21 protein-coding genes are annotated in these 24,089 nt (G+C 39.0%); 7 read left to right on the top strand and 14 right to left on the bottom strand.

What is annotated here, in order from left to right:
- Window positions 1-20: 20 nt before the first annotated feature.
- The 13 genes from H4J38_RS03765 to H4J38_RS03705 all read right to left on the bottom strand — a co-directional run bounded on the left by H4J38_RS03765 (window position 21) and on the right by H4J38_RS03705 (window position 14,679).
- A complete protein-coding gene (locus H4J38_RS03765; RefSeq protein ID WP_182129559.1) occupies window positions 21-2,144 on the bottom strand; it encodes a hypothetical protein in 2,124 nt (707 codons plus the stop codon).
- A 43-nt stretch (window positions 2,145-2,187) separates the two neighbouring features.
- Window positions 2,188-2,841 (bottom strand): single-stranded DNA-binding protein, encoded by a 654-nt coding sequence (locus H4J38_RS03760; protein ID WP_182129557.1) that lies wholly within the window; start codon window positions 2,839-2,841, stop codon window positions 2,188-2,190.
- A gap of 118 nt (window positions 2,842-2,959) precedes the next feature.
- Window positions 2,960-3,313 carry a DUF3802 family protein gene (locus H4J38_RS03755; RefSeq protein ID WP_182130136.1) on the bottom strand — a complete coding sequence of 118 codons (354 nt, stop codon included), beginning with the start codon at window positions 3,311-3,313 and terminating at the stop codon, window positions 2,960-2,962.
- Between the two features lie 244 nt (window positions 3,314-3,557).
- On the bottom strand, window positions 3,558-4,355 hold the full coding sequence (locus H4J38_RS03750; RefSeq protein WP_182129555.1) for a DUF1338 domain-containing protein: 798 nt from the start codon (window positions 4,353-4,355) through the stop codon (window positions 3,558-3,560).
- Between the two features lie 248 nt (window positions 4,356-4,603).
- The gene (astD, locus tag H4J38_RS03745) at window positions 4,604-6,076 is read right to left on the bottom strand and encodes a succinylglutamate-semialdehyde dehydrogenase (protein ID WP_182129553.1); all 1,473 of its coding nucleotides are present in this window, start codon (window positions 6,074-6,076) and stop codon (window positions 4,604-4,606) included.
- Between the two features lie 49 nt (window positions 6,077-6,125).
- Complete coding sequence (astA, locus tag H4J38_RS03740) at window positions 6,126-7,142, bottom strand: arginine N-succinyltransferase (protein WP_182129551.1); 1,017 nt, start codon at window positions 7,140-7,142, stop codon at window positions 6,126-6,128.
- Between the two features lie 70 nt (window positions 7,143-7,212).
- On the bottom strand, window positions 7,213-8,427 hold the full coding sequence (locus H4J38_RS03735; RefSeq protein ID WP_182129549.1) for an aspartate aminotransferase family protein: 1,215 nt from the start codon (window positions 8,425-8,427) through the stop codon (window positions 7,213-7,215).
- A 465-nt stretch (window positions 8,428-8,892) separates the two neighbouring features.
- A complete protein-coding gene (locus H4J38_RS03730) occupies window positions 8,893-10,038 on the bottom strand; it encodes an HDOD domain-containing protein (RefSeq protein WP_182129547.1) in 1,146 nt (381 codons plus the stop codon).
- 79 nt (window positions 10,039-10,117) lie between these two features.
- Complete coding sequence (locus tag H4J38_RS03725) at window positions 10,118-10,723, bottom strand: aminodeoxychorismate/anthranilate synthase component II (protein WP_182129545.1); 606 nt, start codon at window positions 10,721-10,723, stop codon at window positions 10,118-10,120.
- Between the two features lie 132 nt (window positions 10,724-10,855).
- Window positions 10,856-11,941 carry a biotin-dependent carboxyltransferase family protein gene (locus H4J38_RS03720; protein WP_182129543.1) on the bottom strand — a complete coding sequence of 362 codons (1,086 nt, stop codon included), beginning with the start codon at window positions 11,939-11,941 and terminating at the stop codon, window positions 10,856-10,858.
- Complete coding sequence (pxpB, locus tag H4J38_RS03715) at window positions 11,938-12,708, bottom strand: 5-oxoprolinase subunit PxpB (protein WP_182129542.1); 771 nt, start codon at window positions 12,706-12,708, stop codon at window positions 11,938-11,940. Before pxpB ends, H4J38_RS03720 begins: the two co-directional genes overlap by 4 nt.
- Before the next feature lie 4 nt (window positions 12,709-12,712).
- Window positions 12,713-13,456: a 5-oxoprolinase subunit PxpA gene (locus H4J38_RS03710; RefSeq protein ID WP_182129540.1), complete on the bottom strand. Its 744-nt coding sequence runs from the start codon at window positions 13,454-13,456 to the stop codon at window positions 12,713-12,715.
- A gap of 14 nt (window positions 13,457-13,470) precedes the next feature.
- On the bottom strand, window positions 13,471-14,679 hold the full coding sequence (locus tag H4J38_RS03705) for an MOSC N-terminal beta barrel domain-containing protein (RefSeq protein ID WP_182129538.1): 1,209 nt from the start codon (window positions 14,677-14,679) through the stop codon (window positions 13,471-13,473).
- 219 nt (window positions 14,680-14,898) lie between these two features.
- On the opposite strand from H4J38_RS03705, the gene mpl reads away from it, so the two are divergent.
- Together mpl and H4J38_RS03695 are read left to right on the top strand one after the other, a co-directional pair.
- Window positions 14,899-16,266, top strand: coding sequence for a UDP-N-acetylmuramate:L-alanyl-gamma-D-glutamyl-meso-diaminopimelate ligase (gene mpl / locus H4J38_RS03700; protein WP_182129536.1), 1,368 nt, complete (start codon window positions 14,899-14,901; stop codon window positions 16,264-16,266).
- 127 nt (window positions 16,267-16,393) lie between these two features.
- The gene (locus tag H4J38_RS03695) at window positions 16,394-17,065 is read left to right on the top strand and encodes a flavin prenyltransferase UbiX (protein ID WP_182130134.1); all 672 of its coding nucleotides are present in this window, start codon (window positions 16,394-16,396) and stop codon (window positions 17,063-17,065) included.
- Between the two features lie 167 nt (window positions 17,066-17,232).
- Here H4J38_RS03695 and H4J38_RS03690 read toward each other — a convergent pair whose 3' ends face one another.
- Window positions 17,233-17,526, bottom strand: a complete 294-nt coding sequence (locus H4J38_RS03690; protein ID WP_182129535.1) for a hypothetical protein — start codon at window positions 17,524-17,526, stop codon at window positions 17,233-17,235.
- A 222-nt stretch (window positions 17,527-17,748) separates the two neighbouring features.
- Here H4J38_RS03690 and H4J38_RS03685 point away from each other — a divergent pair, with 222 nt between their 5' ends.
- The 5 genes from H4J38_RS03685 to H4J38_RS03665 all read left to right on the top strand — a co-directional run bounded on the left by H4J38_RS03685 (window position 17,749) and on the right by H4J38_RS03665 (window position 24,082).
- A complete protein-coding gene (locus H4J38_RS03685; protein ID WP_182129533.1) occupies window positions 17,749-21,054 on the top strand; it encodes an amidohydrolase family protein in 3,306 nt (1,101 codons plus the stop codon).
- A gap of 289 nt (window positions 21,055-21,343) precedes the next feature.
- On the top strand, window positions 21,344-22,288 hold the full coding sequence (locus tag H4J38_RS03680) for a DUF523 and DUF1722 domain-containing protein (RefSeq protein WP_182129531.1): 945 nt from the start codon (window positions 21,344-21,346) through the stop codon (window positions 22,286-22,288).
- Window positions 22,289-22,363: 75 nt separating this feature from the next.
- The gene (locus H4J38_RS03675) at window positions 22,364-22,783 is read left to right on the top strand and encodes an N-acetyltransferase (RefSeq protein WP_182129529.1); all 420 of its coding nucleotides are present in this window, start codon (window positions 22,364-22,366) and stop codon (window positions 22,781-22,783) included.
- A gap of 58 nt (window positions 22,784-22,841) precedes the next feature.
- The gene (locus H4J38_RS03670; protein ID WP_182129527.1) at window positions 22,842-23,252 is read left to right on the top strand and encodes a GFA family protein; all 411 of its coding nucleotides are present in this window, start codon (window positions 22,842-22,844) and stop codon (window positions 23,250-23,252) included.
- A gap of 20 nt (window positions 23,253-23,272) precedes the next feature.
- The gene (locus tag H4J38_RS03665; protein ID WP_182129525.1) at window positions 23,273-24,082 is read left to right on the top strand and encodes a formyl transferase; all 810 of its coding nucleotides are present in this window, start codon (window positions 23,273-23,275) and stop codon (window positions 24,080-24,082) included.
- Window positions 24,083-24,089: the final 7 nt, after the last annotated feature.

The raw sequence follows: 24,089 nt of genomic DNA, 5'->3' as shown, positions 1-24,089 counted from the left end.
TATGATTTAAATGTTATGCATTAATCATTGGTTAAATCTTTTAAAATTTTAGCTTTTGCAACATTGAATTCATTTTCATTCAAATAACCTTGTTTTTTCATCATAACAAGCTTGTTTAAAGCAGAAACCAGGTTTGCAGAGCCGTCTTGGTTATCTTGTAGGTTGTTATTTGCTGATAGGTTATTTTCAGCAGAGCTATCGAGAGAAACGTCGATAGTTTGTGTTACTTGCGTCGAATTATCTTCAAGAATTTCGGGGTGAATTACTTGTTCAGTTACTGATTTTTTGACGACATTAACTACAGATTTTTTGCGATTTGGCTTAACTATAATTGTTCGCTTAGGGGTTACCTCTGGGCAGATAAATTGGGCGAAAAACCATTGCCAGTCGATAACTTTATTGATCACTTGCTGGTATTTAAGTTTAGTATGGCGAATGTTACCAATACGTAAGTAAAGACAAAACAGGTAACGATTTTGTTGATCGTCGGTGAGGCATAATTGAATGTTTCGCTGTTTTTCATCAATCATTTTTAACCTGTGTTCTTTCGCGAAAAAAGCTAAAACTTCATCTTCTAGATCATTAGAGAAGGTTGGTACTGAATTAACCGTGATGGTTGAAATAACCTCGTCATTTAATAATAATTCACTACCGGTGATTGATGATATGCTGATAACTTGTTCGGCGACATTGGTGTGGCGTTTATACAAAGATAGTGATTGTGTTGTAAGATCGACCTCAAAGTTGGCCCACTGTTCATGCAAAAGATTTTGTTTTTTAAGGCTACTTTTTCTTGAATACCAAAAATAGCTCATTAAAATAAACATAATGAAAAACAGAAAAGCAAAAAAGCTATTATAATTTGAAGCACTTATTGAGTTGTCACTAATAGCGACTTTACTCATGGTAATTTCAGGTACTTTAATAGTGTATAAGCGCTGTTGAGTATGTTCAAGCAGTAATAACTCGCCATTGTGCTTTTGATGCAAACTAAATTTTGCTTGCTCATTCGCATTATGTTTTATGAGTTTATGGGGAGTATCTTGCAGTAAACCTTCGCTATTAACTGTCGAATTTAATGCTATTGCTTGTAATTGCCAATCGTTTTCTATTTGCTGTAAATGAAGAGCTTTACCCCATAAATTTTTAAGTTCTCTACCATGGTAAAGCAAGGTTTTATGTTTTGTATTCGTTGCCGGTAAGTGTTTTTTTATCTGTTTTTGTGGGATAGCTTCACGCCAGTCATCACCTATTTTTGCTTCTATCAGTACATTAGCGTCGTGTTGGTTAAATTGCACAAGTAAGCTATAAGTACTTTTCTTTATCCAGTCAAAATGTTCGGTTTTTTGTCCAGCTATAAAGACAATTTCATTACGAATATCAACTGTCTTTGTAAAAGGGTTGTCGGCTGGAATAGTATAGTGTTGTAAACCATGCTTTTCTGGTTTTATTCGCAGAATGGCGCCAGCATAAAGTGCTTCATGTTTTAACGTATCACTGCGAGCAAGGGCAATAAAAAGTAAACCAAAGTCATCGTGCCAAGGTTCAATATAAGGATTAAAACTTAGTTGTTGAATATGTTCTTGCGGTTGTAAAATAGCAATACGCATTACTTCATTTTGTTGACTAAGTTTAGGTGTTTGGCTGTGTAGACTGGTAATTTGCCAGCGCATTAACACCGTATCGTAAGGAGTGCTGATTGTATTATTTTGAGGGGTTAATTTTGCTTTAGTTTTTTTGCTTGCTTCAGTATGGGCAGTATAAAAAGTTTGGTAACCATCACGGTCACGATAGTGAAAGTTTGGATCTAAAGTAATAGCCGTTAGTGCAATAATGTTAGGGTTTTTTAACGCTGATTTTAGATCAAAAAAAGCAGATTCCGATATTTCATTATTATTTAGTTGGTAAACCTTTCCTGCTTGTGTTGCTATGAAATATTGCTCATCATCGCCGATAACAGGCAATACACTAAGCCATTGGTCATTTTCTAATGCCGCTTTATCAAGGTTAGCTACTGCCGATAACTCTAGTTCATTTACCTTTTGTACTTCATCATGCTCAGCATATGCTGTTTGGCTAATCACGGCCACAAAGATGAAAATAAGATAAAACTTACAAGTTTTAAACCAGCTATTTTTGTCCATAAAGCAGCGAATTCCTTAAAAATTAATTATAGGCAGTTAAAGCTTAATCATTTGCAATTAAAACCGCTTGTTGCGCATCTATAAATTGGTTTTTATTCTTATTATTAAGATAGCTTAATTTTCCGTCAACTATTATTTGGTCATTTCTTTTTCCGTGCTCAGCAAGATAAAGCGCCTGCTTACCCCAAACATGGATCGGGCGCTGTATTGTTACTACATGATATTTATGGGTAATGGCAGAAAATATATGTTGCTGTGATTCTAAAATAATTTCGGTTAACTCTTTATTATGCTCGGTGGTCATAACTTTAATATCAGAAACTATATTACCACTACAATGAATCTGGTTAATGGATTGAGCATAACCTTTAGGAAAAGTTTGTGCGTAGCTCGCATGGATAATTTCACGGTTATTTTTCTTACTATTAATTAAGTAGCCTTGCAGTAGTATAATGTCACCTTTGTCGGCGTGAATCAGGGCACGTTCAACAATTTCGCCAATCACTTTCACCGTATGATAACTGGTCCATTCTTTAAATTTATTACTGGTTTTATCAAACCAACGACTATGTGTCGCCAAAGTAAATTCAGCAAAAGCAACAACTGGATTTGCTTGATAGCGAATGTCAGGCTTATTAACTAAGTTGCCTAGCAGTGTGACAGTGCATAAGTGATTTTGTGGTAATTCAGATAACATAGCGCTACTTGTGATTATTTTGCATAAGTGATTAGCAAGTTAGAAAGCATGGTTGCTGATAAATAGTGGTAAAAAAGTATTCAGTAGATAACTAGTTTAATAAAACGCAATCTAATGGCTATAGTATCAACTGACGATTAATTTCAGTATCAAATAAATTTTTTATTAATATCGCAAACTCTTTTATAAATGCTAATTGTTCATTAGTCACTGAATTGTTGACCACACCAGACAATATTTCTTGTAAGTCATAAACAATGGCGTCAATTTCTCGAATAATAGTGTTTCTTTGATTAAATGTTAATGCTTGGTTTTGATTACATAAGCTAATAATTTGTTCACTCATTTCTTGTTCTATCACCTCTAAAACCGAAATTTTGGCATCATTGGTGTTGGTACTATTTTCAAATAAGCTTAAATGAGCGGTTAAATATTCAATAATATGAATATAACCATCAGTATCGGTAACCATTTTTGTGTCTATCATATTTAATTATTACTCTACTCTACTTTACTCGTAAATTGAGGTGATGATCAAGCTATCTATTATTTATGGGAATTGATAGATTGCAGGTATATATTGAAAAGAAGGTATATGGTTTATACAACGTTGAATATTTAGTAGTTAAATTGACAAAAGCAATATCTGGATTCATGAGTTGGTGATAATTGACACCTATACCAGAGGGGAATAGGTGTCAGTATAAACTAAACCATTAAGCCGCAGCGTTAGTACTTTCAAAGATTTTATCAGCAGAAGCTGCAACAAAACCTGTGTACAATTCACCATTCTCCATGGGGTAGCGTTTGGCGAATTCGTAAAAACAGCTTGGAATAGCGACGGTTTTATCAGAGAATTCGACTAATACATGGTCGGCCATGGTAGATGATTGCTCTAGTTTAACCGCTTCATCACCCTTGATTTCACCGCCAGTGGCATTTAGCGTAAAGCCACCGGCTTTAACTGCGGCATTCACGGCTTCAATAGAATCGTAGTTTGATAAGTGGTTAATGCTTACCGTGAAATGGTTGGCGCGGTAGCCCCATGCTGCAACCCATGCTGCATATTCACTTTCGGCAAGTAGGTCTAAATATTCTTGATGGCTAACTTGCCAATGCGTACCTGAGTATAAAAAGCTTTCTATGTTAATATCCGCTTCGTTAATACTAGCGACCATTTTCTCGATAATTTCTTGCGTGCGCGGAGAAAATTTTTCTACTAATAGCTCACTGATGAATACTTTTGGTAAGTTAGTGTCTGTATGTTCAAAGTGCTTTGCGTAGAGTTTTTTTGCTTCAAAATGGTATTCACCGCACTCTGTATAACCTAAATTAAGTAAGTGTGTGGAAATTTTCGCAATATTTACTTTTGCAATATTAAAGGTGCGATAAGCAACGTGGTCGTTGATTAAGTCGTTTCCGTTACTTAAAAGTTGATGTACTTTGTCAGCTGACGGTGTAACTTCTAAATAGTTTTGCCAAATGTTGTTAAATAAATTTTTAACGGGAGTCATGTTGATTTCCTAAATGCATAATTTAAATTTGTGTCGATTTTTTCAAGTCGGCTGAATGGTATGCAAAGCTATTTACGCATCCTTGAAATAACCAGCGAGTAGGGTATTAAAAGAATATTTAGGACAGCAAGATGGATAACCACTCAGAATAGGCGGCTATATTTGATCGATATTTTTGAAAAAGCTGGGACGGATCCCAGCTTTTTTTAATGGGCAGTGATGTTTCATTACGATTAAAATTATACTGCTTACTTAATGGTTAAGCCAGGGCTTAACGTTGCCGGTAATGATACTTTTTCAGCTTCAACTGATGCTACTGGGTATGCACAGTAATCAGCCGCATAAAATGCGCTGGCTCTGTGGTTACCGCTTGCACCAATACCACCAAAAGGTGCAGCACTGCTGGCGCCAGTAATTGGTTTGTTCCAGTTTACAATACCTGCACGAATGCGGCGGAAGAAGTGAGTATATAGCGCTTCGCTGTCACTCAATAAGCCAGCAGATAAACCAAATGAAGTATTGTTCGCTTCATCAATCGCCGCGTCAAAGTCAGTATAACGGTACACTTTTAATAACGGACCAAAGTGTTCGTCATCTGGCATTTCAGAGATATTTGTGACATCAACAATACCAGGTGAGATAAAGCCCGTACCTACTTCAAGGTGCTTCATCATCACAATTGATTCTGCGCCAAGGTCTAATAACTGCTGTTGTGCGGCAACTAAACTTAACGCCGCTTTTTCAGAAATCATTGAGCCGATAAATGGTTGTTCTTCATCGTCAAAGTAGCCGATTTTAATTGCTTCTGTGCTGGCAACTAATTTAGCTAAAATAGCATCGCCTTGCGGGCCTGCTTCAATAAACAAGCGACGAGCACAAGTACAACGCTGACCGGTAGTAATAAATGCTGATTGTAAAATGTCGTGTACTACGGCATCAACATCACTGACATCTTTAACGACTAATGGGTTATTACCCCCCATTTCAAGCGCTAAAATTTTGCCGGGTTGGCCACCAAACTGTTCATGTAAAAAGTGTCCAGTAGTCGAACTACCCGTAAAGAACAAACCGTCAATTTGTGGGTGATTTGCTAATGCTTTGCCGGTTTCAACTTCACCTTGCACCATGTTGATAACGCCAGCAGGAAGGCCTGCTTTCAACCATAGTTTTAAGGTTTCTTCCGCAACCATAGGTGTTAATTCACTAGGTTTAAATACCACGGTGTTACCCGCAATAAGGGCAGGAACAATATGACCGTTTGGTAAATGACCCGGGAAGTTATAAGGACCGTAAACAGCAACAACGCCATGAGGCTTATGACGAATAAACGCTTTAGCGCCTGGCATAGGGTTTTCAACCGTGCCAGTACGTTCTTCGTTAGCGCGTACTGAAATGGCTATTTTACCCACCATAGCGCCTACTTCTGTGCGAGTTTCCCAAAGCGGTTTGCCCGTCTCAAGCGCGATAGTGGTGGCAAAGGCTTCTTTGTTTTCAGTCAGTAATTCAGCAAATTTAACCGCAATGGCAATGCGTTCTTCAATCGGCATATTAGCCCAAGCGTCGAACGCTGCACGCGCTGACATAACCGCCTCATCTACTTGTGCTGCAGAAGCGGTGTTACCCTGCCAAACTACTTGATTTTTAGCCGGATTTTTTGAAAAAATTTCGTGGCCTAAACCCGCTGTCCATTGACCATTAATAAGTTGTATATTGTGTGACATTATTTATTCCTCTGCGCGTTTATCGCGAGTGTTCAGTTTTGTTTAATGATTAATTTGAAACTAGGCGCACCCAGTCTCCTTCGCTAACCATTAACGCATCTGCAACTGCTTGTGAAATCACCACTTGATTAGCGGTTTCACGTAATAAAATTGGTGCTTGCGTTGCTCTAAAATTTGCAACTTCGCCATTACAAATAATATAGTTATTGTCGTTCGCTACATCACCAATTAAGACTTGGCACTTTTTACTCAAACGTACGGTTTTAACTAATGCTGTTTGGGTTTCAACCGTTGGGCCGCCATCAAAAATATCGACATAACCACGACGCGAGAAGCCTTCAGCTTCAAGCAGTCTTAACGCCGGCACTGTTTTTGGATGTACCTTGTTAATCACGCGTTGTGCTTCTGGGCTCAACAAGTTGACGTAAATCGGGTACTTTGGCATCAATTCAGCAATAAATACTTTTTTACCTATACCGGTCAGGTAATCCGCGGTCGGAAAATCAAGCGAGAAGAAGTTATCTTCTAGCCATTTCCAAAAAGGTGATGAACCGTCTTCGTCTGAAACGCCGCGCATTTCTGCGATAACCGTTTCGGCGAAACGTTCAGTATGTTCTGCCATAAATAGAAAACGAAAACGAGATAATAAGCGTCCGTTACGATTTTTGCGATGAGTCTCACTTAAAAACAAGGTGCAAATTTCAGAGGCGCCCGTATAGTCATTACATAAGGATAATGTTTCAACGGTATTATATATATTAAGCTCACGAGAGCTGTGCACAACCTTACCTAAATGGTAATGATAAAATGCGTCATCTAGACCAACCGCAGCTTCAATGCCACTGGTGCCAACAACCGCACCTGTTTCGGTATCTTCCATGACAAACAAGTAGCCTTCTTTGCCTGGCTCAGTAACTGAGCTAGCGAAAGAAACTTCTGCGTGAGAAATGCGATTTTTCAGCAGTTTTTCGTTGACCGGTAGTGATGTAAAACCGTGTCCTGACTCCACAGCAATACGATGAAGTGCATCATAATCATTGCTTTGAATAGGGCGTATAATAATCATAGAAAACTCTCAATGAGACGTTCAAACACCTAATGCTTTAAGGTATTTGAACGCTGTAATAATGAATGACTTATTTAGCTAATTTAGCTACGGCTTTTTCAAAACGTGCTAAACCTTCAGCGATATCTTCATCAGGAATAACTAATGAAGGGGCAAAACGTATAATGTTAGCGCCGGCAATCAGTGTCATTACACCTTCATCCATTGCGGCATTTAAAAACTCTTTTGCTCGGCCTTTGTATGCTTCAGTAAGTACAGCGCCAATCAATAGGCCTTTACCACGAATTTCGCTAAAGACATTGTATTTTGCATTGATGGCATTTAAGCCAGCAATATAAAGTTTTGCTTTCGCTTTAACGCCGTCTAATACTTCAACTGTGTTTACCGTATCAAATGCCGCTTCTGCTACAGCACAAGCTAATGGGTTACCACCATAAGTACTGCCGTGTGTGCCTACTTTAAGATGCTTAGCGATATCTGTTGTCGTGATCATAGCGCCAATCGGGAAACCACCGCCAAGTGCTTTTGCTGTAGTTAAAATATCAGGTGTAACACCTAAACCCATGTAAGCATATAGCTCACCTAAACGGCCAACACCCGTTTGTACTTCATCAAAAATGAGTAAGGCGTTATGTTCGTTACAAAGCTCGCGAACACCTTTAGCAAATTCATCAGTCGGTGAAACAACACCACCTTCACCTTGCAATGGTTCCATGACTACGGCACAAGTTTTGTCAGAAATAAGCGCTTTTAAACTGTCTAAGTTATTGTATTCAGCATGAGCGATATCGCCAGGCTTAGGACCAAAACCGTCAGAATAAGCTGCTTGACCGCCAACAGTAACGGTAAAGAATGTACGACCGTGGAAGCCTTGTTTGAAAGCGATAATTTGCGATTTTTCTGCGCCAAAGTTTTCAAGTGCAAAACGACGGGCTAATTTTAAAGCCGCTTCGTTTGCTTCAGCGCCTGAGTTAGCAAAGTAAACTTTATCAGCAAAAGTGCTGTCAGTTAATTTTTTTGCTAAGCGTAATGCTGGCTCGTTGGTCATTACATTTGATAAATGCCAAATTTTATTAGCTTGTTCTGTTAATGCGCCAACTAATGCAGGATGACAATGACCTAAACAGTTAACGGCAATGCCACCTGCAAAATCGATAAATTCACGATCTTGTTGATCCCAAACACGTGAACCTAAACCGCGAACGGGGATAACTGCAGATGGTGAATAGTTAGGTACCATAACATCATCAAATAATTCACGATTTACTGGGAAATGGTTAGACATTGTAAATTCCTCTTATATTTAGGATATTGTAATCAATAGTTGTTTATTAGCTTTGAGCGAAAACACGAGCAAAACTAAATGATTTAACCAGTGTTGCATTATTTTATGCAGAACTAATTAAAAATAGGCACGGATTATGACAGATAAAACAGACAGTGTCTTGTCAAAATGCGCTGAAGCCCTTGTAAAATAAAGGCTCGTCCGTTTTTATTCATTATAACTGCATAACTATTTTTGCCGTGTTTTTACGCACTGTGGCTAGTTATTAGCGTTTTATGTCAACTAAGCTGCTCTGCAATTGCTGGCAATGTTTCATAATTAATCAAAAATAAATTGTTGTGATTTAGATTTTGAGATGACTTTACCGCAGTTTATATGTAAGTGAGATAAATAATTGCAGTCGAGCTGCTACTGGAGGCGCAATATAATTTTTAAAACAGTACTGATTTGGGAGGGAAACAGGCGCTAATTAAAAATTAATTTTATATGGTCAATATCACTTTTCTTCAACAAGGCAATATCATTTTTGGTTAATTGCCCTGCTGTTAACAATATTTTTGCTTCATCTGTACTGATAAGGTCTTCTTTCGCTAGGCTTCTAAATGCGACATAGGCTTTGGCTTTAGTAACTAACTTAGCAATAGGGCACATGTGTTTGATGTCAATCGCGTAAGCAAGGTCGAACAAAGGTTCTGTAATTTGTAAACGATCAAAACGCATAAGCTCGACCATGTCTGCGGCCACTTTACTGCTACGTTGGAGTAACTGTTCGAGCAATAAATCTGGTGCAACGTCGAGTGTCACTAAAACGTCATGCAGCTTTTTATCTTTATTTTCATAAGCTGCACGAAGTTCCTCATTGTAAAGTTCACTATAAGTATTTAAAAATCCACGGGTAACGGCTAATAAACCTAAGTTACTTAACATGCCAGCGGTAAAGGCTGTAAATTCATCTAAGCCTTGTTCCTTCGCTAATAGCTGAGACGCTAGCGCGATAGATAAACTATCGTTCCATAGTTTTCTTTTCATTAGAGGGTAAGGAGCAGTGCTGGTGGGTAACCAATGTTTTAACATAAATGTTGGCATAACCAGTTTAAGATTATCTAAACCGACATAACTTAATGCTAAATTGGGTTCAGTTACTTGTACGTCTGAACGTTTACGGTATTGAGGCTTATTGACCAAATTGATTAATTCGGTGCATAGCCAAGGTAATGCTTTCGCCAATGGCGTAATGCGATTGATGCTAGCCGCTTTCACGGCCAGTATTTCCATAATAGAAGGTGCGGCATCTTCTATTTTAAGCACGTTCATGTAGAGGTTTTCTTTATTATCAAAATCTTTATTAACTTGGGCATTAACGCGCTTAAAAAATTTATTCTTCACCTGCGTTTTAAAGTGTTCTTGGCCGTGTGCTTGAATAATTTTGTTTTTGTTTGCTTCTTCTTCTACGGCAAGTAACTCACGTCGGCGGTTAAACTGCTCACTGTCTTGATGCTTAGACATACTTATTTTGCCATTTTTTTGGTTGGCAAAATCTTTACTAATCGCGAGACTCAGCACGCGACTATAGATAGGGTAAACTAATTTATTATTTTCAAATATTTGCATCAGGCCTTCATTATTAGTATTTGTAATCAGTTTTTAATTTGTGAGGTTAGCTAAGTTATCGGCCTGTTAGGTTATTTCATTAGGCACTAACATTATCATCTATTTGATTTGTATATTGGTCAATAAAATTTTGTAATAATTGATGGCCTTGTTCAGTTAATACTGATTCAGGGTGAAATTGTACGCTGGCGATAGCTAATTGTTTATGTTGTAGGGCCATGATTTCTTGCTGACCATTTTCAGTTACCCAAGCGGTTATTTCTAGCTCATCAGGTAGAGAATGTTTATCTACAATCAGAGAATGATATCGCGTGACCGTTAATGGCTGCTTTAAAGAGGTAAATAATCCCTGCTCATTATGGTTAATGATACTGGTTTTACCGTGCATTACTTTCTTCGCTTTAATGACTTTAGCGCCGAAGTGTTGGGCAATGCATTGATGTCCTAAGCATACGCCTAATATGGCAATTCGGCCTTTAAATCTTTCGATTATTGCGAGTGACAAACCGGCAGCATCTGGGTCGCAGGGGCCAGGTGAAATAACAATATATTGCGGTGCTAATGCTTCGATTGCATCTAAGCTGATTTCATCGTTTCTACAGACTTTAACTTCTTGTCCTAGCGCTTGAAAATAATGCACTAGGTTAAAAGTAAAAGAGTCGTAATTGTCGATCATTAATAACAAAGAAACACCTGCGTAAGACTAAATCGTAAAGCGGGCATTATTCTAATCTTTTATTGATCGCCATTCTACCTTTAGCTTGGTTTTGACCGTAACTGATATATTAAACGCCTTGATTTAGGCGTTGATAAAACGTTATAGACAGTACTTTTGATAAAATGCCGTTAATTGTTGCTGGGCTTTTTGATGACTAATTAAAGTAAAATTAACTTTTTCGCCGGGGCGCATTTGGCTTAAACGAAATAAGTCAGTTTGCATTACGGTGCCAAGTACCGGATAACCGCCCATGGTTTGTCGCTCTTTCATTAGTATTATAGGTTGTTCATTGTCAGGAAACTGCACCATGCCATAAGTCACTGGCATTGATAATAAACAACGGCTGCGTAACTGCTCAGAAAGTATTTTTTCGTTGGCTGATTTAGCGGGTGATTTTTGTGAACGCGAATCGCCAAGACGATAACCCATGCGGTTGCTATCAGGCGAAATAATGTAGTCAGTGGTTAAAAATCGTTGTTGTTGCTCGCTACTCATTTGTAAAAATAAACTGCTAGGCATAATCCGTAAAGTCAGATTTTGCTGCGCGTAAAATTGACTTGGTGCTTTGAATGGCTTGTTTGCTTCTTTTGGCTTATTTGTTTTTTCTAATGCTGACTCAGTTAACACTTTAGTTTGTGCTGAAAAATACAGTTTACTGCCAACTGTTAACTTTTCACCGGTAAAGCCTAAGGCCATTTCATTTATGGTTTGAGAGTAACTTCCTAACCAGGGTTTTTGTGCTTTTTGGCAGGTAAAACCGCCAAGCACTGCCAGATAACTATGCAACTCGGTTTTGGGCATTGCAAACTCTAGCATGTCGCCAGTTTGTAGTTGATAACATTGCCAGTTATTAACTGCGATATTATTGATTTTAGCTTGGCAGTCCGCTCCGGTTATCGCAATTATGCAAGCTGCTTTGGCTTCGAAACTGACTTGCCCAAGCGTAACTTCTATTGCGGCACAGTGGCTTTTTTTATTCTTTAGTTCGTCAATATTATGCTGATGTTTAATACTGATTTTATTGGCAGCTAATGTATCGTTAATAAGCTTGTTAGCGCTAAGAAAAGCGAACTCGTCGGCGGCGCCACTGGCACTAAATCCTAAGTGCTGTGCATTAAGTCGACCAAGATCTTGAATACTTGCCTGACCATTAATGTTAATAATTTCAAGGTAACCTTGGCTCATGTCTGTAAACCTTGTTGTATCGCTATAAATTCAGCTTTAGTGATGGCATAAAATTGTACATTTTGCCCAACGTTAATGGTGGTATTGAACTGACCATTTTTACTTTCATACATGGGTAATGGTGTTTGGCCGATAATATGCCAACCACCGGGGCTTTCAATCGGATAAATTGCACTTTGTTGTTCAGCAATAGCGATTGCGCCTTGAGGTACTTTTAAACGCGGTGAGGACTTTCTAGGTAAATGTAAGCTTTCAGGCAAGCTGGCTAAGTAACAAAAACCGGGCGTAAAACCTAATGCATAACCATGATAAGTTTCAGCGCTGTGCTGTTTAATTACGTCATCCATCGACATATTGCAGCGCTTTGCAACGTCGGCTAAATCCCATTCTTGCTCGGTATCGTAGTAAACCGGTATCTTAATGCAATCGCCATGGAGGCTTTTGACTTTTGGCGTATCACCCTTGTCTATTTCTAAACTAGCGTGATGATTTTTGGCGATGCTATTAATTTTGTCGATCATTTGCGTGCTAGTACTAAGTTGGGGGCTGAAATAAACCATTAAACAATGATAACTCGCCACCGTTTCTATAATTAACTCACCTAGTTGCTGCACAATCATAGCTTGCAATGTAATGATTTTATTATGTTGGGTAAGCGATATTTTCGCTTGCCAGCTCAGCAGTAAAGCGTTTTCAGCGACCACCTCAATCGTAAGTTGTGTACTATTTTCAGCGCCATTTGTATCACTTTCTTGGTAACTACTCATATTATTAACGCTGACCTTGCGCATTAATAGTTGCTCGCAAAGCTTTTAGCATTGCTAAGGCATTAGGCGTGTCACCATGAACACATAAAGCATCAATATGAAACTGTAAAGGTTGTTGGTGCTTGCTGAGTAAAGGTTGTTTATCGAGCAGCGCTTGGCAGCGTGTTACTACATCTTGGTTATTAGTTAAAACCGCGCCGGTTTCGGTGCGAGGTACTAACAAACCGTTATCTAAATATGCGCGATCGGCAAAGGCTTCATAATAGAGTGAAATATGATGTTTTTTTGCTATTTGATCAAATTTATCAATGTCGGTTAATGCTTGTATCATCAAAGATAGTGGCTTGATGTTACTTTGGTTTAGCTGCGCGATGGCCAGACAAACATCCTCAAATAAGTTTAAGTTTTTCATCATGTCGTTGTATAAGGCACCATGGGGTTTAACATAATCAAGCTGGGCATTTTCTACCGCGCAAAGTGCTTGTAATGCCCCTATTTGATATTGCACATTAGCGATTAATTCATCTTGCGATAAATCCATAGACTGACGACCAAAGTTTTCTACATCTGGATAGCTGGGGTGAGCACCAATAATCACTTGATGTTGCTGGGCAAGTTTAATGGTTTTTTTAATCGTTAAAGAATCAGAACCATGAAAACCACAGGCGATATTGGCCATATCAATTAATGGCATAATATCGGCATCGTTATTTTCTTTAAACTCACCTAAATCACAGTTTAACTTCATAATATGAACTCTATTTAATCATCACTTCTGTTACGGCGTTGTCGGGTAGGGTGACTAATCACAACATCGGTAATAGGCGTGCAACTGCAACTTAATATATAACCTTGCTGCTGCTCTTCGTCGGACAAACCATCTTGGCAAAGTTGCTCTACTTCACCTTGTTCTAATTTTACTTTGCAACTACCACACATACCTGCGCGGCATGAGTAAGGCAGTATTAAACCGGCATCTTCACCTTGTTCAAGTAGCGTTTGAATATTATTGCCGGTGATCGTTTTATTAAAACTACTAAATGTGACAACCGGTTTACTTTTCTTTTCGCTCAAGACGGGATCCTTTTTGAATTGGGTCATAGTGTCACTATTGCTGGTGTTTATAGCTGACTTGTTTTTAACAGTGAACACAGGGGCTACTTGGCGCTTTATTACTTCAACTTTATCACCACGTTTAATTTGGCCTTGATTAAGGGCAAGCAAATTTTGGCCAAATAAAATGTCGCCATTCGCTAACTGTCGATAGTTTTTTAGCGCCTTTAGAGGTTCTTGCTGAGGGTGCTTTTCAGCCGTTGCCGGATCAATAGTAGTAAAAATACAGCGCGTGCAGGGTTTCGTTATTTCAAATTCCACTTCGCCAATGCGAATATGCTGCCAAGTATCTTCTGCAAATGCATCACAATTAGTTACGACAATATTTGGCCGAAACTGCGCCATGGCTATGGTTGTGTCTTCAGGGTTATATTGGTTATTTAAGCTATCAAGCGATGCTTGTGAAATAAGCAATAAAGGGTAGCCATCTGCAAAACCCACTTGGCTATTTTTATTTTTTACAAAGCGTTGTGAATCTGCGCCGAAAAACAGTAATTGGCAAGGTTGGTTAAGATAGTCACTAAACCACTTATTTATGTTTTCTTGGCACTGCTGTGCATTAATCGTGTCTTGCCAAACATTAACCGAGACATAACTTTGGCAGAGATTATGATACTCAATAATCAAAACTGGCATATTTGGCGCGGTAACCCTAAGGCCAGTTGGCGTTAGGCTCGCTTGAATTAAACACAAAGTTGGCTGCGTGCGAGCGGTAAAAAACTCACCGGTTGGGCTAGCAACAACAAAGCGACGATCAAAGGCTAACCCGAACTCTTCAACCCAGCTGTTTGAAAGCTCAATGCCGGCGCTAGATTTAATAGGATAAATATGGATATTTTGTAGAATAGCCTGACTCATGAACTCCCTCAAATACTGCTAATGGTGATACTAATGGGCCTAATTTTTACCAGGAAGTAATTAATTATTTCCGTTAGTGTTAATCATCTTGATAGTGGGCAAAATGCATTGATTTTGCAATATGTATTTTTGGTGGATTAAGGTATATTGAGGCCATTCTGATTTAAATTTAAGCTCGCATTAGCATATGTAGTGTTCGAGCTAACAAAATGAGCTTTTATGCATCTTCATATATTAGGTATTTGTGGCACTTTTATGGGCGGTATTGCCGCTATTGCCAAGCAAATGGGCTTTCGAGTTTCTGGTTGTGACGCCAATGTTTATCCGCCAATGAGCACTCAACTTGAACAATTGGGTATCGAATTAAAGTCAGGCTATTTAGTCGAACACTTAGGTGACGAGCCCGATTTAGTCATCGTCGGTAATGCCATGGCACGCGGTAACCCTATGGTGGAATATGTGCTCGATAGAAAAATACCCTATACCTCTGGTCCACAATGGTTATTAGACAATGTTTTAAAAGACCGCTGGGTATTGGCAGTTTCCGGTACGCACGGCAAAACTACTACGAGCTCCATGCTGACTTGGATATTGCAATATGCAGGAATGGAACCCGGATTTTTGATTGGCGGCGTACCGCAAAACTTTGATTGTTCTGCTCGCTTAGGAAACGCTCCATTTTTTGTTATCGAAGCGGATGAATACGATACGGCTTTTTTCGATAAGCGTTCTAAGTTTGTGCATTATCGCCCCAATACTTTAGTGATCAATAATATGGAATTTGATCATGCGGATATTTTTAATGATATCAGCGATATTCAACGTCAATTTCATCACCTTATTCGTATGGTGCCGAGCAATGGGTTGGTGTTGTCGCCGAAAAATGAACCTGCCATTACCGAAACACTGGCGATGGGTTGTTGGACTCCTACGGAATATAGTGTTGACGAAACACATAAGTCATCTGGCTGGCACGCAGAAAAATGTATTGCTGATGGCAGTGAATTTATCGTGAGTTTTGAAGGTGTAAAACAGGGGCAAGTAAATTGGGCACTAATTGGCGACTTTAATATCGACAACGGTTTAATGGCAATTGCGGCCGCGCGTCATGCTGGTGTGCCTACAGCCGTAGCCATTGAAGCGCTAGCAAGCTTTGTTAATACTAAACGCCGATTAGAGCTTAAAGGTGAGGTTAATCAGGTTAGAGTATTTGACGATTTTGCTCATCACCCTACCGCGATTGCTAAAACATTGGCGGGTGTGCGGGCAAATGTTGGCAGCAGGCGCGTAATAGCGATACTCGAACCAAGATCAAATACCATGAAGTCAGGCGTGCATAAAGATACCTTGGCAAAATCGTTAGCTGATGCGGATATGGTGTTTGTATATCAAGGTGAGCAAGTGCAATGGTCAGTTGATGCTTTAATTGCCGATTGTACTCAACCCTGTTTTGTTGGTGACAATATTGCACAGATGGTGGCAGACATTGTGATAAAATCTAAAGCAGGTGATACGCTAGTCGTGATGAGTAATGGTAGTTTTGGCGGTATTCATGAAAAACTGTTGTTGGCACTTTCTAAGCTATAATAGCCAGTGAAATAATTATCGCTGCAAGTATGGCTGAGTGATCAATTTATCAGTTCAATCAGTATAGTAAACACGATGAAAGCAAGTTTTTGAGAACCCTTAAGGTGAATGTGTGCAGAATCAAGCAATGACAATTAATAACAATGGTGAATTTGATCAGAAAATAACCCTAGCCATCACGGGTGCTTCAGGCTCGGCTTATGCGCTGCGGTTATTGGAATGTTTAGTTGCGGCAAACTATCAAGTTTATCTATTGTGTTCAAGTGCTGCGCGTGTGGTGTTTGATACTGAAGTTGGTTTGAAGTTGCCGAGTTCACCCGATGCCGCTAGTCGATTTTTCATTGAAAAATTTAAAGCTAAACCTGAGCAAATTATCGTTTTTGGTAAAGAACAGTGGTTTTCTCCTGTAGCTTCAGGCTCTGCGGCACCAAAAGCTATGGTGGTTTGCCCGTGTTCGACTGGCACGCTTGCAGCGATCAGCCAAGGCATGAGTGACAATCTAATTGAACGTGCTGCGGATGTAGTAATTAAAGAGCGTGGGCAATTAATTTTAGTGCCGCGCGAAACACCTTTTTCAACGATCCACTTGCAAAATATGTTGTCGTTATCGCAAATGGGCGTAACCATTATGCCGGCATCACCAGGCTTTTATCATCAGCCTGAATCGATAAATGATCTTATTGATTTTATGGTTGGGCGCTTACTCGACCATTTAAATATCGAGCAATCAATTATGCCGCGCTGGGGTTATCAATCGTCCACTCATACCCATAGTAAAATTACTAACAACTCAGAGTAGAATAATCACTAAGTGATAAAATCTATTGTTGCTATGAGTCATGCAGATTTATTAATCTCAGATCGGGGTTAATAAATCTATGCGTAGTTACCTTTAAAATTTATATCGTCCAATTAAGATCTTTAATTGGCAAGCTTTAAGTGAATACCTTAAGTTAAGGCCGGAAACTATTCAGCATTTGCTGCAACTTTACTTTTTGCTTTGAGAATTTTAATATCGACACCATCAAGCAGTAGCATAACATCAGCGAGTAATCTTTTAAGTTCGGTGACTTCAGTGGGAATGCTTTTCTTTACTTTTTGTACGTAAGCGATGGCTTCACGATTTTGAATAACTTCCAATAAAGCCTTCAATGTTTCATTGTCATTAGCATCAATTGCCGGCAACTTCTTTTCACTTGCGGCATTGTAAAGTGAGTAGGTGGTAATTAGGCTTGCTTGTGCTTCTTTTAATCTTTCCATAAAAATCAGTCCTTATTTTTATTGTTATCTTATTTATCTACCATACTGAATAACAAAAAAATTGTCTATTTTTTCTGCATAATAGCCGTTATAAAGATAGATATTTAGAACGGGTGTTGAACGGCAAATAGCGACTATTTGTCGCATTCTACTTAAGTTTTCAATGCTGATGTGTTCTAGTAAGCTATAAAAATAATTTATATAGCTGATTAGGTTAAACATATGTCTAAATTTACTGCTCGCACTTCTTCACTCGCACTTAGCATTGCCTTGGTATTAAGTACAGGTCAACAAGCTTTTGCTGAAGATATCGCGGCTAAAACGTCAGAAAAAGCCAAAGCTGAAAAGTGGTCGGTCAATAGCCCACAAGGTAAGTTTACCACCGCAAAAATTGATGTTCGCCAAGGTACTTGGATGAATGTTGATATTAGCCCAGATGGTAAAACATTAGTATTTGATTTACTTGGTGACATTTACACCTTGCCAGTTGATGGTGGTGAAGCAAACGCGTTAATGACAGATATTGCATGGCAAATGCAACCTCGCTTTAGCCCAGACGGTAAACACATTGCCTTTACCTCTGATGAAGATGGCGGTGATAATTTATGGATTATGAAAGCAGATGGCAGTGCTGGTAAAGCGGTTAGCTCAGAAACTTTTCGTTTATTAAATAGCCCTGCTTGGTCACCTGACGGTAACTATATCGTCGGTCGTAAACACTTTACCGGCTCACGTTCTTTGGGTGCTGGCGAAGTATGGATGTACCACAAAACGGGTGGTAACGGCGTTATGTTAACTAAACGCCCTAACGAGCAGAAAGATTTAGGCGAACCGGCATTTTCACATGACGGTAAATACGTTTACTTCTCGCAAGATGCGACACCAGGCAAAACCTTTCATTACAGTAAAGATTCTGAAAAAGGCATTTATAAAATTAAACGTCTAGAACTTGAAACCGGTGAAATTAAAGTTGTTGTTTCTGGTAAAGGTGGTGCGATACGACCCGTGCCGTCACCCGATGGTAAGTACTTAGCTTACATTAGCCGTGACGATTTCCAATCTAACCTATACCTTTACGATTTGAAAAGCGGCGAAGAAAGTCTGATTTTTGAAAATTTAGACCGTGATATGCAAGAAACCTGGGCGATCCACGGTGTTTATCCCAATATGGCGTGGTTGCCAAATAGCACTGGCATGGTGTTTTGGTCTGGCGGACAAATCAACAAACTAGATCTCGAGAGTAAAAAGACCACGGTTATTCCTTTTCATGTAAAAACCGAGAAAAAAATCCAAACGGCGTTACGTTTTCAACAGGATATAGATCAAGATAAATTTGACGTAAAAATGCTCCGCGATGTTGAAATTTCACCTGATGGTCGTAAAGTGGTTTATGAATCAATGGGCCATATTTATGTGCGCAGCATTGCTGATGGCAAAGTTAAAGGTAAAGCCAAGCGTTTAACAAAACAAAAATCACACTTTGAATTGAACCCTAGCTTTTCTCGTGATGGCAGAACTGTAGTGTATAGCACTTGGAATGATAAAAAACTCGGTGAAATTCGCATCGTATCATCGCGAGGTGGTAAGAGCCGGGTATTAACTGAAGAACCGGGTAAATACATAGAGCCTAGCTTTTCTCCTGACGGTAAAACTGTGGTATTTCGTAAAGTACAAGGCGGTTACATTACTGATCCAACTTGGGGATTGAACCCCGGGGTTTATACCGTAAATGCTAAAGGTGGTACACCAAAACTAGTAACAGAGTCAGGTTTACTGCCGCATTTTGGTGCTAAAAATGATCGTATTTATGTCTTACGTAACGGCGAAAAACCACAACTGGTAAAAATTAATTTAAATAACTCATTAAACGCTGAGAAAGAACAAGTGCTTTATCAAGGTAAGTTTGCTACCGAATATAAGGTTTCACCTGATGGTAAGTATTTGGCATTTGCTGAACGTTTTAAAGTATTTGTAACACCCTTTGTTGAGCGCGGCCAAGTGATTGACATTGGACCGAAAGCAAAAAACTTACCGGTGAAGAAATTGTCATTACGTGCTGGCGAAGGCATAAACTGGAATGGTGAATCTAATGAACTTTATTGGAGTTTAGGGCCAGATTTATATCAAGCAAGTGTGGGTGGTTTATTTGATATAACCGACAATAAAGTCGTTGCTAAGACTGATATTGAAGACAATGACGCTGATAACAGCGAAGAGCAGGCGACAGAATCGTCAACACCTGAACCACTTAAAACTTATTTAGGCTTTAAAGAAAAGGCTGATAAACCTTCTGGTCGTATCGCTTTTGTTGGCGGTAAAGTTATCACGATGGAAGGTGAACAAATAATCGAAAACGGCGTTGTAGTTGTCGAGGGTAATAAAATTATTGCGGTTGGCAAAAACGGGCAAGTAGATATTCCGTCAAATGCTAAAGTTATTGATGTTACGGGTAAGTCGATTATGCCGGGTTTGATTGATGCACATGCGCATGGCCCTCAAGGTAGTAATGAAATTATTCCACAGCAAAACTGGAAAAACTATGCAGGTTTGGCATTAGGGGTAACTACGATTCACGATCCGTCAAACGACACCACTGAGTTTTTTGCTGCTAGCGAAATGCAAAAAGCCGGTGATATTGTCGGTCCTCGTTTATTCTCTACCGGTAGTATTTTATACGGTGCCACCGCCGCCGGTTATACTTCGCATGTTGATAGTTTAGACGATGCGAAATTTCATATTGAACGTTTGAAAAAAGCCGGTGTATTTAGTGTTAAAAGCTATAACCAACCGCGCCGTAATCAACGTCAACAAATGATACAAGCCGCGCGTGAAGCGCAAATCTTAGTCGTTCCTGAAGGCGGCTCATTACTACAACATAATTTATCTATGATTGTTGATGGCCATACGACGTTAGAGCATTCAATTTCGACCGCGAAAATTTATGATGATATTAAGCAATTATGGTCGCAATCTGAAATGGCCTACACGCCAACGATGGGCGTAGCTTACGGTGGTATTTCAGGTGAACATTTTTGGTATGACACCACAAACGTTTGGCAACATCCGCGTTTGAGCCAATATGTACCAAGCGAGTTCTTAGACCCACGTTCAATGCGTCGAACTAAAGCGCCACATCATCATTACAACCACATTAATGTTGCAAAAGTCGCGAAAGAGCTTCAAGACTTAGGTGTTGTGGTGAACTCTGGTGGTCATGGTCAACGTGAAGGTTTAGCTATGCATTGGGAAATGTGGATGATGGCACAAGGTGGCATGACGCCATTGAATGCTATTCGTACAGCAACCATTGCACCAGCACACACCTTAGGTTTAGATAGCCAATTAGGGTCGATAAAAGTCGGTAAACTTGCGGATATTTTAGTGGTTGATGGCGATGTGAGTAAAGATATTCGTTTGTCAGACAAAGTTATCTACACCATGGTTAATGGCCGTTTGTATAATGCTGAAACGATGAATGAAGTGGGTAACTACGATAATAAGCGTGCTAAGTTTTATTTTGAGAAATAGCGTTTAATTTTCTCGTAGCTCATGTTGATAAAGCCCGGTATTTCCGGGCTTTTTTATGTTCAGACATCCTGTCTTTCTAGGCATTAGTGCATCCAAGCACGTCGAAGAACGGTCAGTTTTTTATTCCTGGTAAAAAGTAGTACTTACATCAATGTAAGCAATATCGTAGGTTTATGAATGCACAGAGTGGCGATATCGTTTAAATCGTATTTAAATGATTAACTTGATTAGGCTTTTAGTTATACTTAAATTAAACAAAATATAAAAATTTAGTAATAGGGAAATAAGCATGGATAACAAAATATCAATTGGCATTAGTAGCTGCTTATTGGGTCACAAAGTGCGATTCGACTCTGGCCACAAAAACAACTCATATATTAATAATACCTTAAGTGAGTATTTCGATTTTATTCCCTTTTGCCCAGAAGTTGAAATTGGATTAGGTATTCCTCGTGAAACCATTCGATTGGTCTTGCTAGATGACAAGGTGCATTGTGTCGGTTCAAAAAATCCAGATTTAGATGTAACGGAACGGCTTAAAGATTGTGCTGAAGAGCAAAAGCCGTGGCAACAAAACCTTAGTGGTTATATCTTAAAAAAAGATTCACCTAGTTGCGGTATGGAGCGTGTGAGATTATATAAAGGTGATATGCCAGATCGTATTGGTGTTGGTATTTACGCACAAAAATTGATGGAAAACTTTCCAGATTTACCGGTCGAAGAAGAGGGTCGATTAGGTGATGCAATATTACGTGAAAACTTTATTCAACGGGTGTTTATTTATGCGCGTTGGCAAAAGCTGGCAGCAGAAGGGTTTTCATTACAAACCTTGAATCGTTTTCATGCCCAGCATAAATATATTTTTATGAGCCATAGTCAAGCGATGGCGAAAGAGCTAGGTCATTGGTTAGCACAAGCTCATGGTGAAGAGCCTAGTGAAGTGTTACCACAATACTTAACAAAAATGATGACGTTATTAAAGCTAAGAGCTAGTCGCAAAGGCCACGTGAATACCTTACAACATCTGCAAGGCTATTTAAAAAATTCTATCAGTACTGATGATAAAGCTGAACTCGTCGATATTATTGATCAATATCGTAATGGTTTGCTGCCATTGATTGTGCCAATAACATTATTACGCCATCATTTTCGACGCTTCCCACATGACTATATTACCGAGTCATATTATATGAAGCCACATCCAAAAGAGTTGATGTTATTAAATAGTTTATAAAAATATTAAGAACGACATCGCATTGATAACAACTTAGTTAAAAAAGCAATTTATATAATTTATTGGAATGAAGCGTTGAACATTGAAGTGATTGAAAACCCTGAAGCAGAGCTAATTGCATTTTTAGATGAAAAAATTGCTGAATTTAACTGGGCGCATTGGGAAGTGAGTGAGCGGAAAGCAATTGCCGTGAAGTTGAATGATGAAAATGGTGACGTTATTGCCGGTGCCGCAGGTCGAACTTTTGGTGATTGGCTGATGATCAACACTTTATGGGTTTCAGATACTTTGCGAGGACAGCAAGTGGGTAGCAAAATATTGCATAAAATAGAGCAAGCGGCTCAGGCTCGTGGTTGCAATAAAGTCTTACTCGACACCTTGAACTTTCAAGCTATGCCATTTTATGAAAAGCACGGTTATCAAGTGCAGTGGACGCAGCAAGGCTACCCCAAAACTGGTTGTAGATATTATATGATGAAGCAATTAAGTGTATAAATTCATCGTCAATTAGCTAAGCTGTGACAAAGTGAATCGTTAAAAATGGACGTTGTAAATGTATTCAGGTAAATGTTTGTGTGGCGCGGTCGAAATTTCAATTAAAGGTGGAATAAGCGACATTATTCATTGTCATTGTTCGCTCTGTCGTAAAAATTCAGGCACTGCTTATGCTACCAACGGCTTTGTTAATAGTGCCGATTTTATTATTGAAAAAGGTCAACAAGCATTATCTGCCTTTTCGTTAAAACCTGGACGAACACGTTATTTTTGTCAACATTGTGGTAGTCCAATTTATAGTAGTAATGAGCAAGATAAATTAAGAATTCGTGTACGATTAGGGATAGTTGATTCCGAGATTATTGAGCGGCCGATGTCACATAATTTTGTCGACTCGAAAGCTAGTTGGGAAGATTTTACTGCTGATTTACCCCATTATCCAACTTTCGAGCCTAGTCGAGTTAAATAACAATTGCAGGAATTAGCTCCATGAACATTGTTTTATTACTGAATAATGACATTGCCAGCAACTTAGCATTAAATTTATTAATGCCAGTATTACGGGCGCATAATATTCAGGTGTTTTTGTCTAGTAAAGTGGGAAGTAATTCCACACGCCCGCAGGCATTACAGGCGTTAACGCAATTTGAACAACACGATGTTTATCGGATTCTTGAACAGTTGCCTGACAGTACTAAAAAGTCGCTAATGTTTAAAACCTATGCTGAAATCACTCAGCAATACGGTGTTGCAATCGAAACTTTAAATCAGATAAATTCAGTAGATGGTGTCGAAAAAATTCAGTCACTTTCAGCTGACTTAATTATTTCTATTCGTTATGGAGTTATCTTAAAAAAGCCGATAATTGATTTGGCAAAACATGGTGTTATAAATTTACATTCTGGAAAGTTGCCTGACTATCGTGGTGTTATGGCTACGTTTTGGGCTTTATTAAATAGCGATGAGCAACTGTCAACGAGTTTACACTTTATAGATGACAGTACGATAGATACCGGCCGAGTTATTGCTCATTCAACATTGCAAGTGCAAGACAAGTCTTACCTTTGGCATGTGTTGTCTTTGTATATTGGCGGCTGCCAGTTGATTGAAAAAGCGATTAATTCGCTTGCTAGTGGTGATGAAATAGCGACCTTTGTTCAAACTCAGCAAGGTGATTATTTTACCTTCCCAAGCACTGAACAAATTACTGAGTTTACGACTGATTTTGGCGCATTGTATGATAAAGATGAAGTTGTTAATCTGCTTGCAACTTTAAAGATAAGCCCTAAGTTAAAATAAATAATCA

Origin of the sequence: Colwellia sp. BRX10-3 (genome assembly GCF_014077505.1) — a bacterium.
Classification (GTDB): domain Bacteria; phylum Pseudomonadota; class Gammaproteobacteria; order Enterobacterales; family Alteromonadaceae; genus Cognaticolwellia.
This window is presented reverse-complemented; position numbering and strand designations above follow the sequence as displayed.

Excerpts from the sequence above, each read along its gene's own strand:
- H4J38_RS03705 (WP_182129538.1), bottom strand. The coding sequence starts at position 14,679 with ATGAGTCAGGCTATTCTACAAAATATCCATATTTATCCTATTAAATCT.
- H4J38_RS03720 (WP_182129543.1), bottom strand. The coding sequence starts at position 11,941 with ATGAGCCAAGGTTACCTTGAAATTATTAACATTAATGGTCAGGCAAGT.
- H4J38_RS03755 (WP_182130136.1), bottom strand. The coding sequence starts at position 3,313 with ATGGTTACCGATACTGATGGTTATATTCATATTATTGAATATTTAACC.
- H4J38_RS03690 (WP_182129535.1), bottom strand. The coding sequence starts at position 17,526 with ATGGAAAGATTAAAAGAAGCACAAGCAAGCCTAATTACCACCTACTCA.
- H4J38_RS03730 (WP_182129547.1), bottom strand. The coding sequence starts at position 10,038 with ATGCAAATATTTGAAAATAATAAATTAGTTTACCCTATCTATAGTCGC.
- H4J38_RS03760 (WP_182129557.1), bottom strand. The coding sequence starts at position 2,841 with ATGTTATCTGAATTACCACAAAATCACTTATGCACTGTCACACTGCTA.
- H4J38_RS03695 (WP_182130134.1), top strand. The coding sequence starts at position 16,394 with ATGACAATTAATAACAATGGTGAATTTGATCAGAAAATAACCCTAGCC.
- astD (WP_182129553.1), bottom strand. The coding sequence starts at position 6,076 with ATGTCACACAATATACAACTTATTAATGGTCAATGGACAGCGGGTTTA.
- H4J38_RS03735 (WP_182129549.1), bottom strand. The coding sequence starts at position 8,427 with ATGTCTAACCATTTCCCAGTAAATCGTGAATTATTTGATGATGTTATG.
- pxpB (WP_182129542.1), bottom strand. The coding sequence starts at position 12,708 with ATGAGTAGTTACCAAGAAAGTGATACAAATGGCGCTGAAAATAGTACA.
- H4J38_RS03670 (WP_182129527.1), top strand. The coding sequence starts at position 22,842 with ATGTATTCAGGTAAATGTTTGTGTGGCGCGGTCGAAATTTCAATTAAA.
- H4J38_RS03710 (WP_182129540.1), bottom strand. The coding sequence starts at position 13,456 with ATGAAGTTAAACTGTGATTTAGGTGAGTTTAAAGAAAATAACGATGCC.
- H4J38_RS03680 (WP_182129531.1), top strand. The coding sequence starts at position 21,344 with ATGGATAACAAAATATCAATTGGCATTAGTAGCTGCTTATTGGGTCAC.
- H4J38_RS03765 (WP_182129559.1), bottom strand. The coding sequence starts at position 2,144 with ATGGACAAAAATAGCTGGTTTAAAACTTGTAAGTTTTATCTTATTTTC.
- H4J38_RS03750 (WP_182129555.1), bottom strand. The coding sequence starts at position 4,355 with ATGACTCCCGTTAAAAATTTATTTAACAACATTTGGCAAAACTATTTA.
- H4J38_RS03665 (WP_182129525.1), top strand. The coding sequence starts at position 23,273 with ATGAACATTGTTTTATTACTGAATAATGACATTGCCAGCAACTTAGCA.
- astA (WP_182129551.1), bottom strand. The coding sequence starts at position 7,142 with ATGATTATTATACGCCCTATTCAAAGCAATGATTATGATGCACTTCAT.
- mpl (WP_182129536.1), top strand. The coding sequence starts at position 14,899 with ATGCATCTTCATATATTAGGTATTTGTGGCACTTTTATGGGCGGTATT.
- H4J38_RS03685 (WP_182129533.1), top strand. The coding sequence starts at position 17,749 with ATGTCTAAATTTACTGCTCGCACTTCTTCACTCGCACTTAGCATTGCC.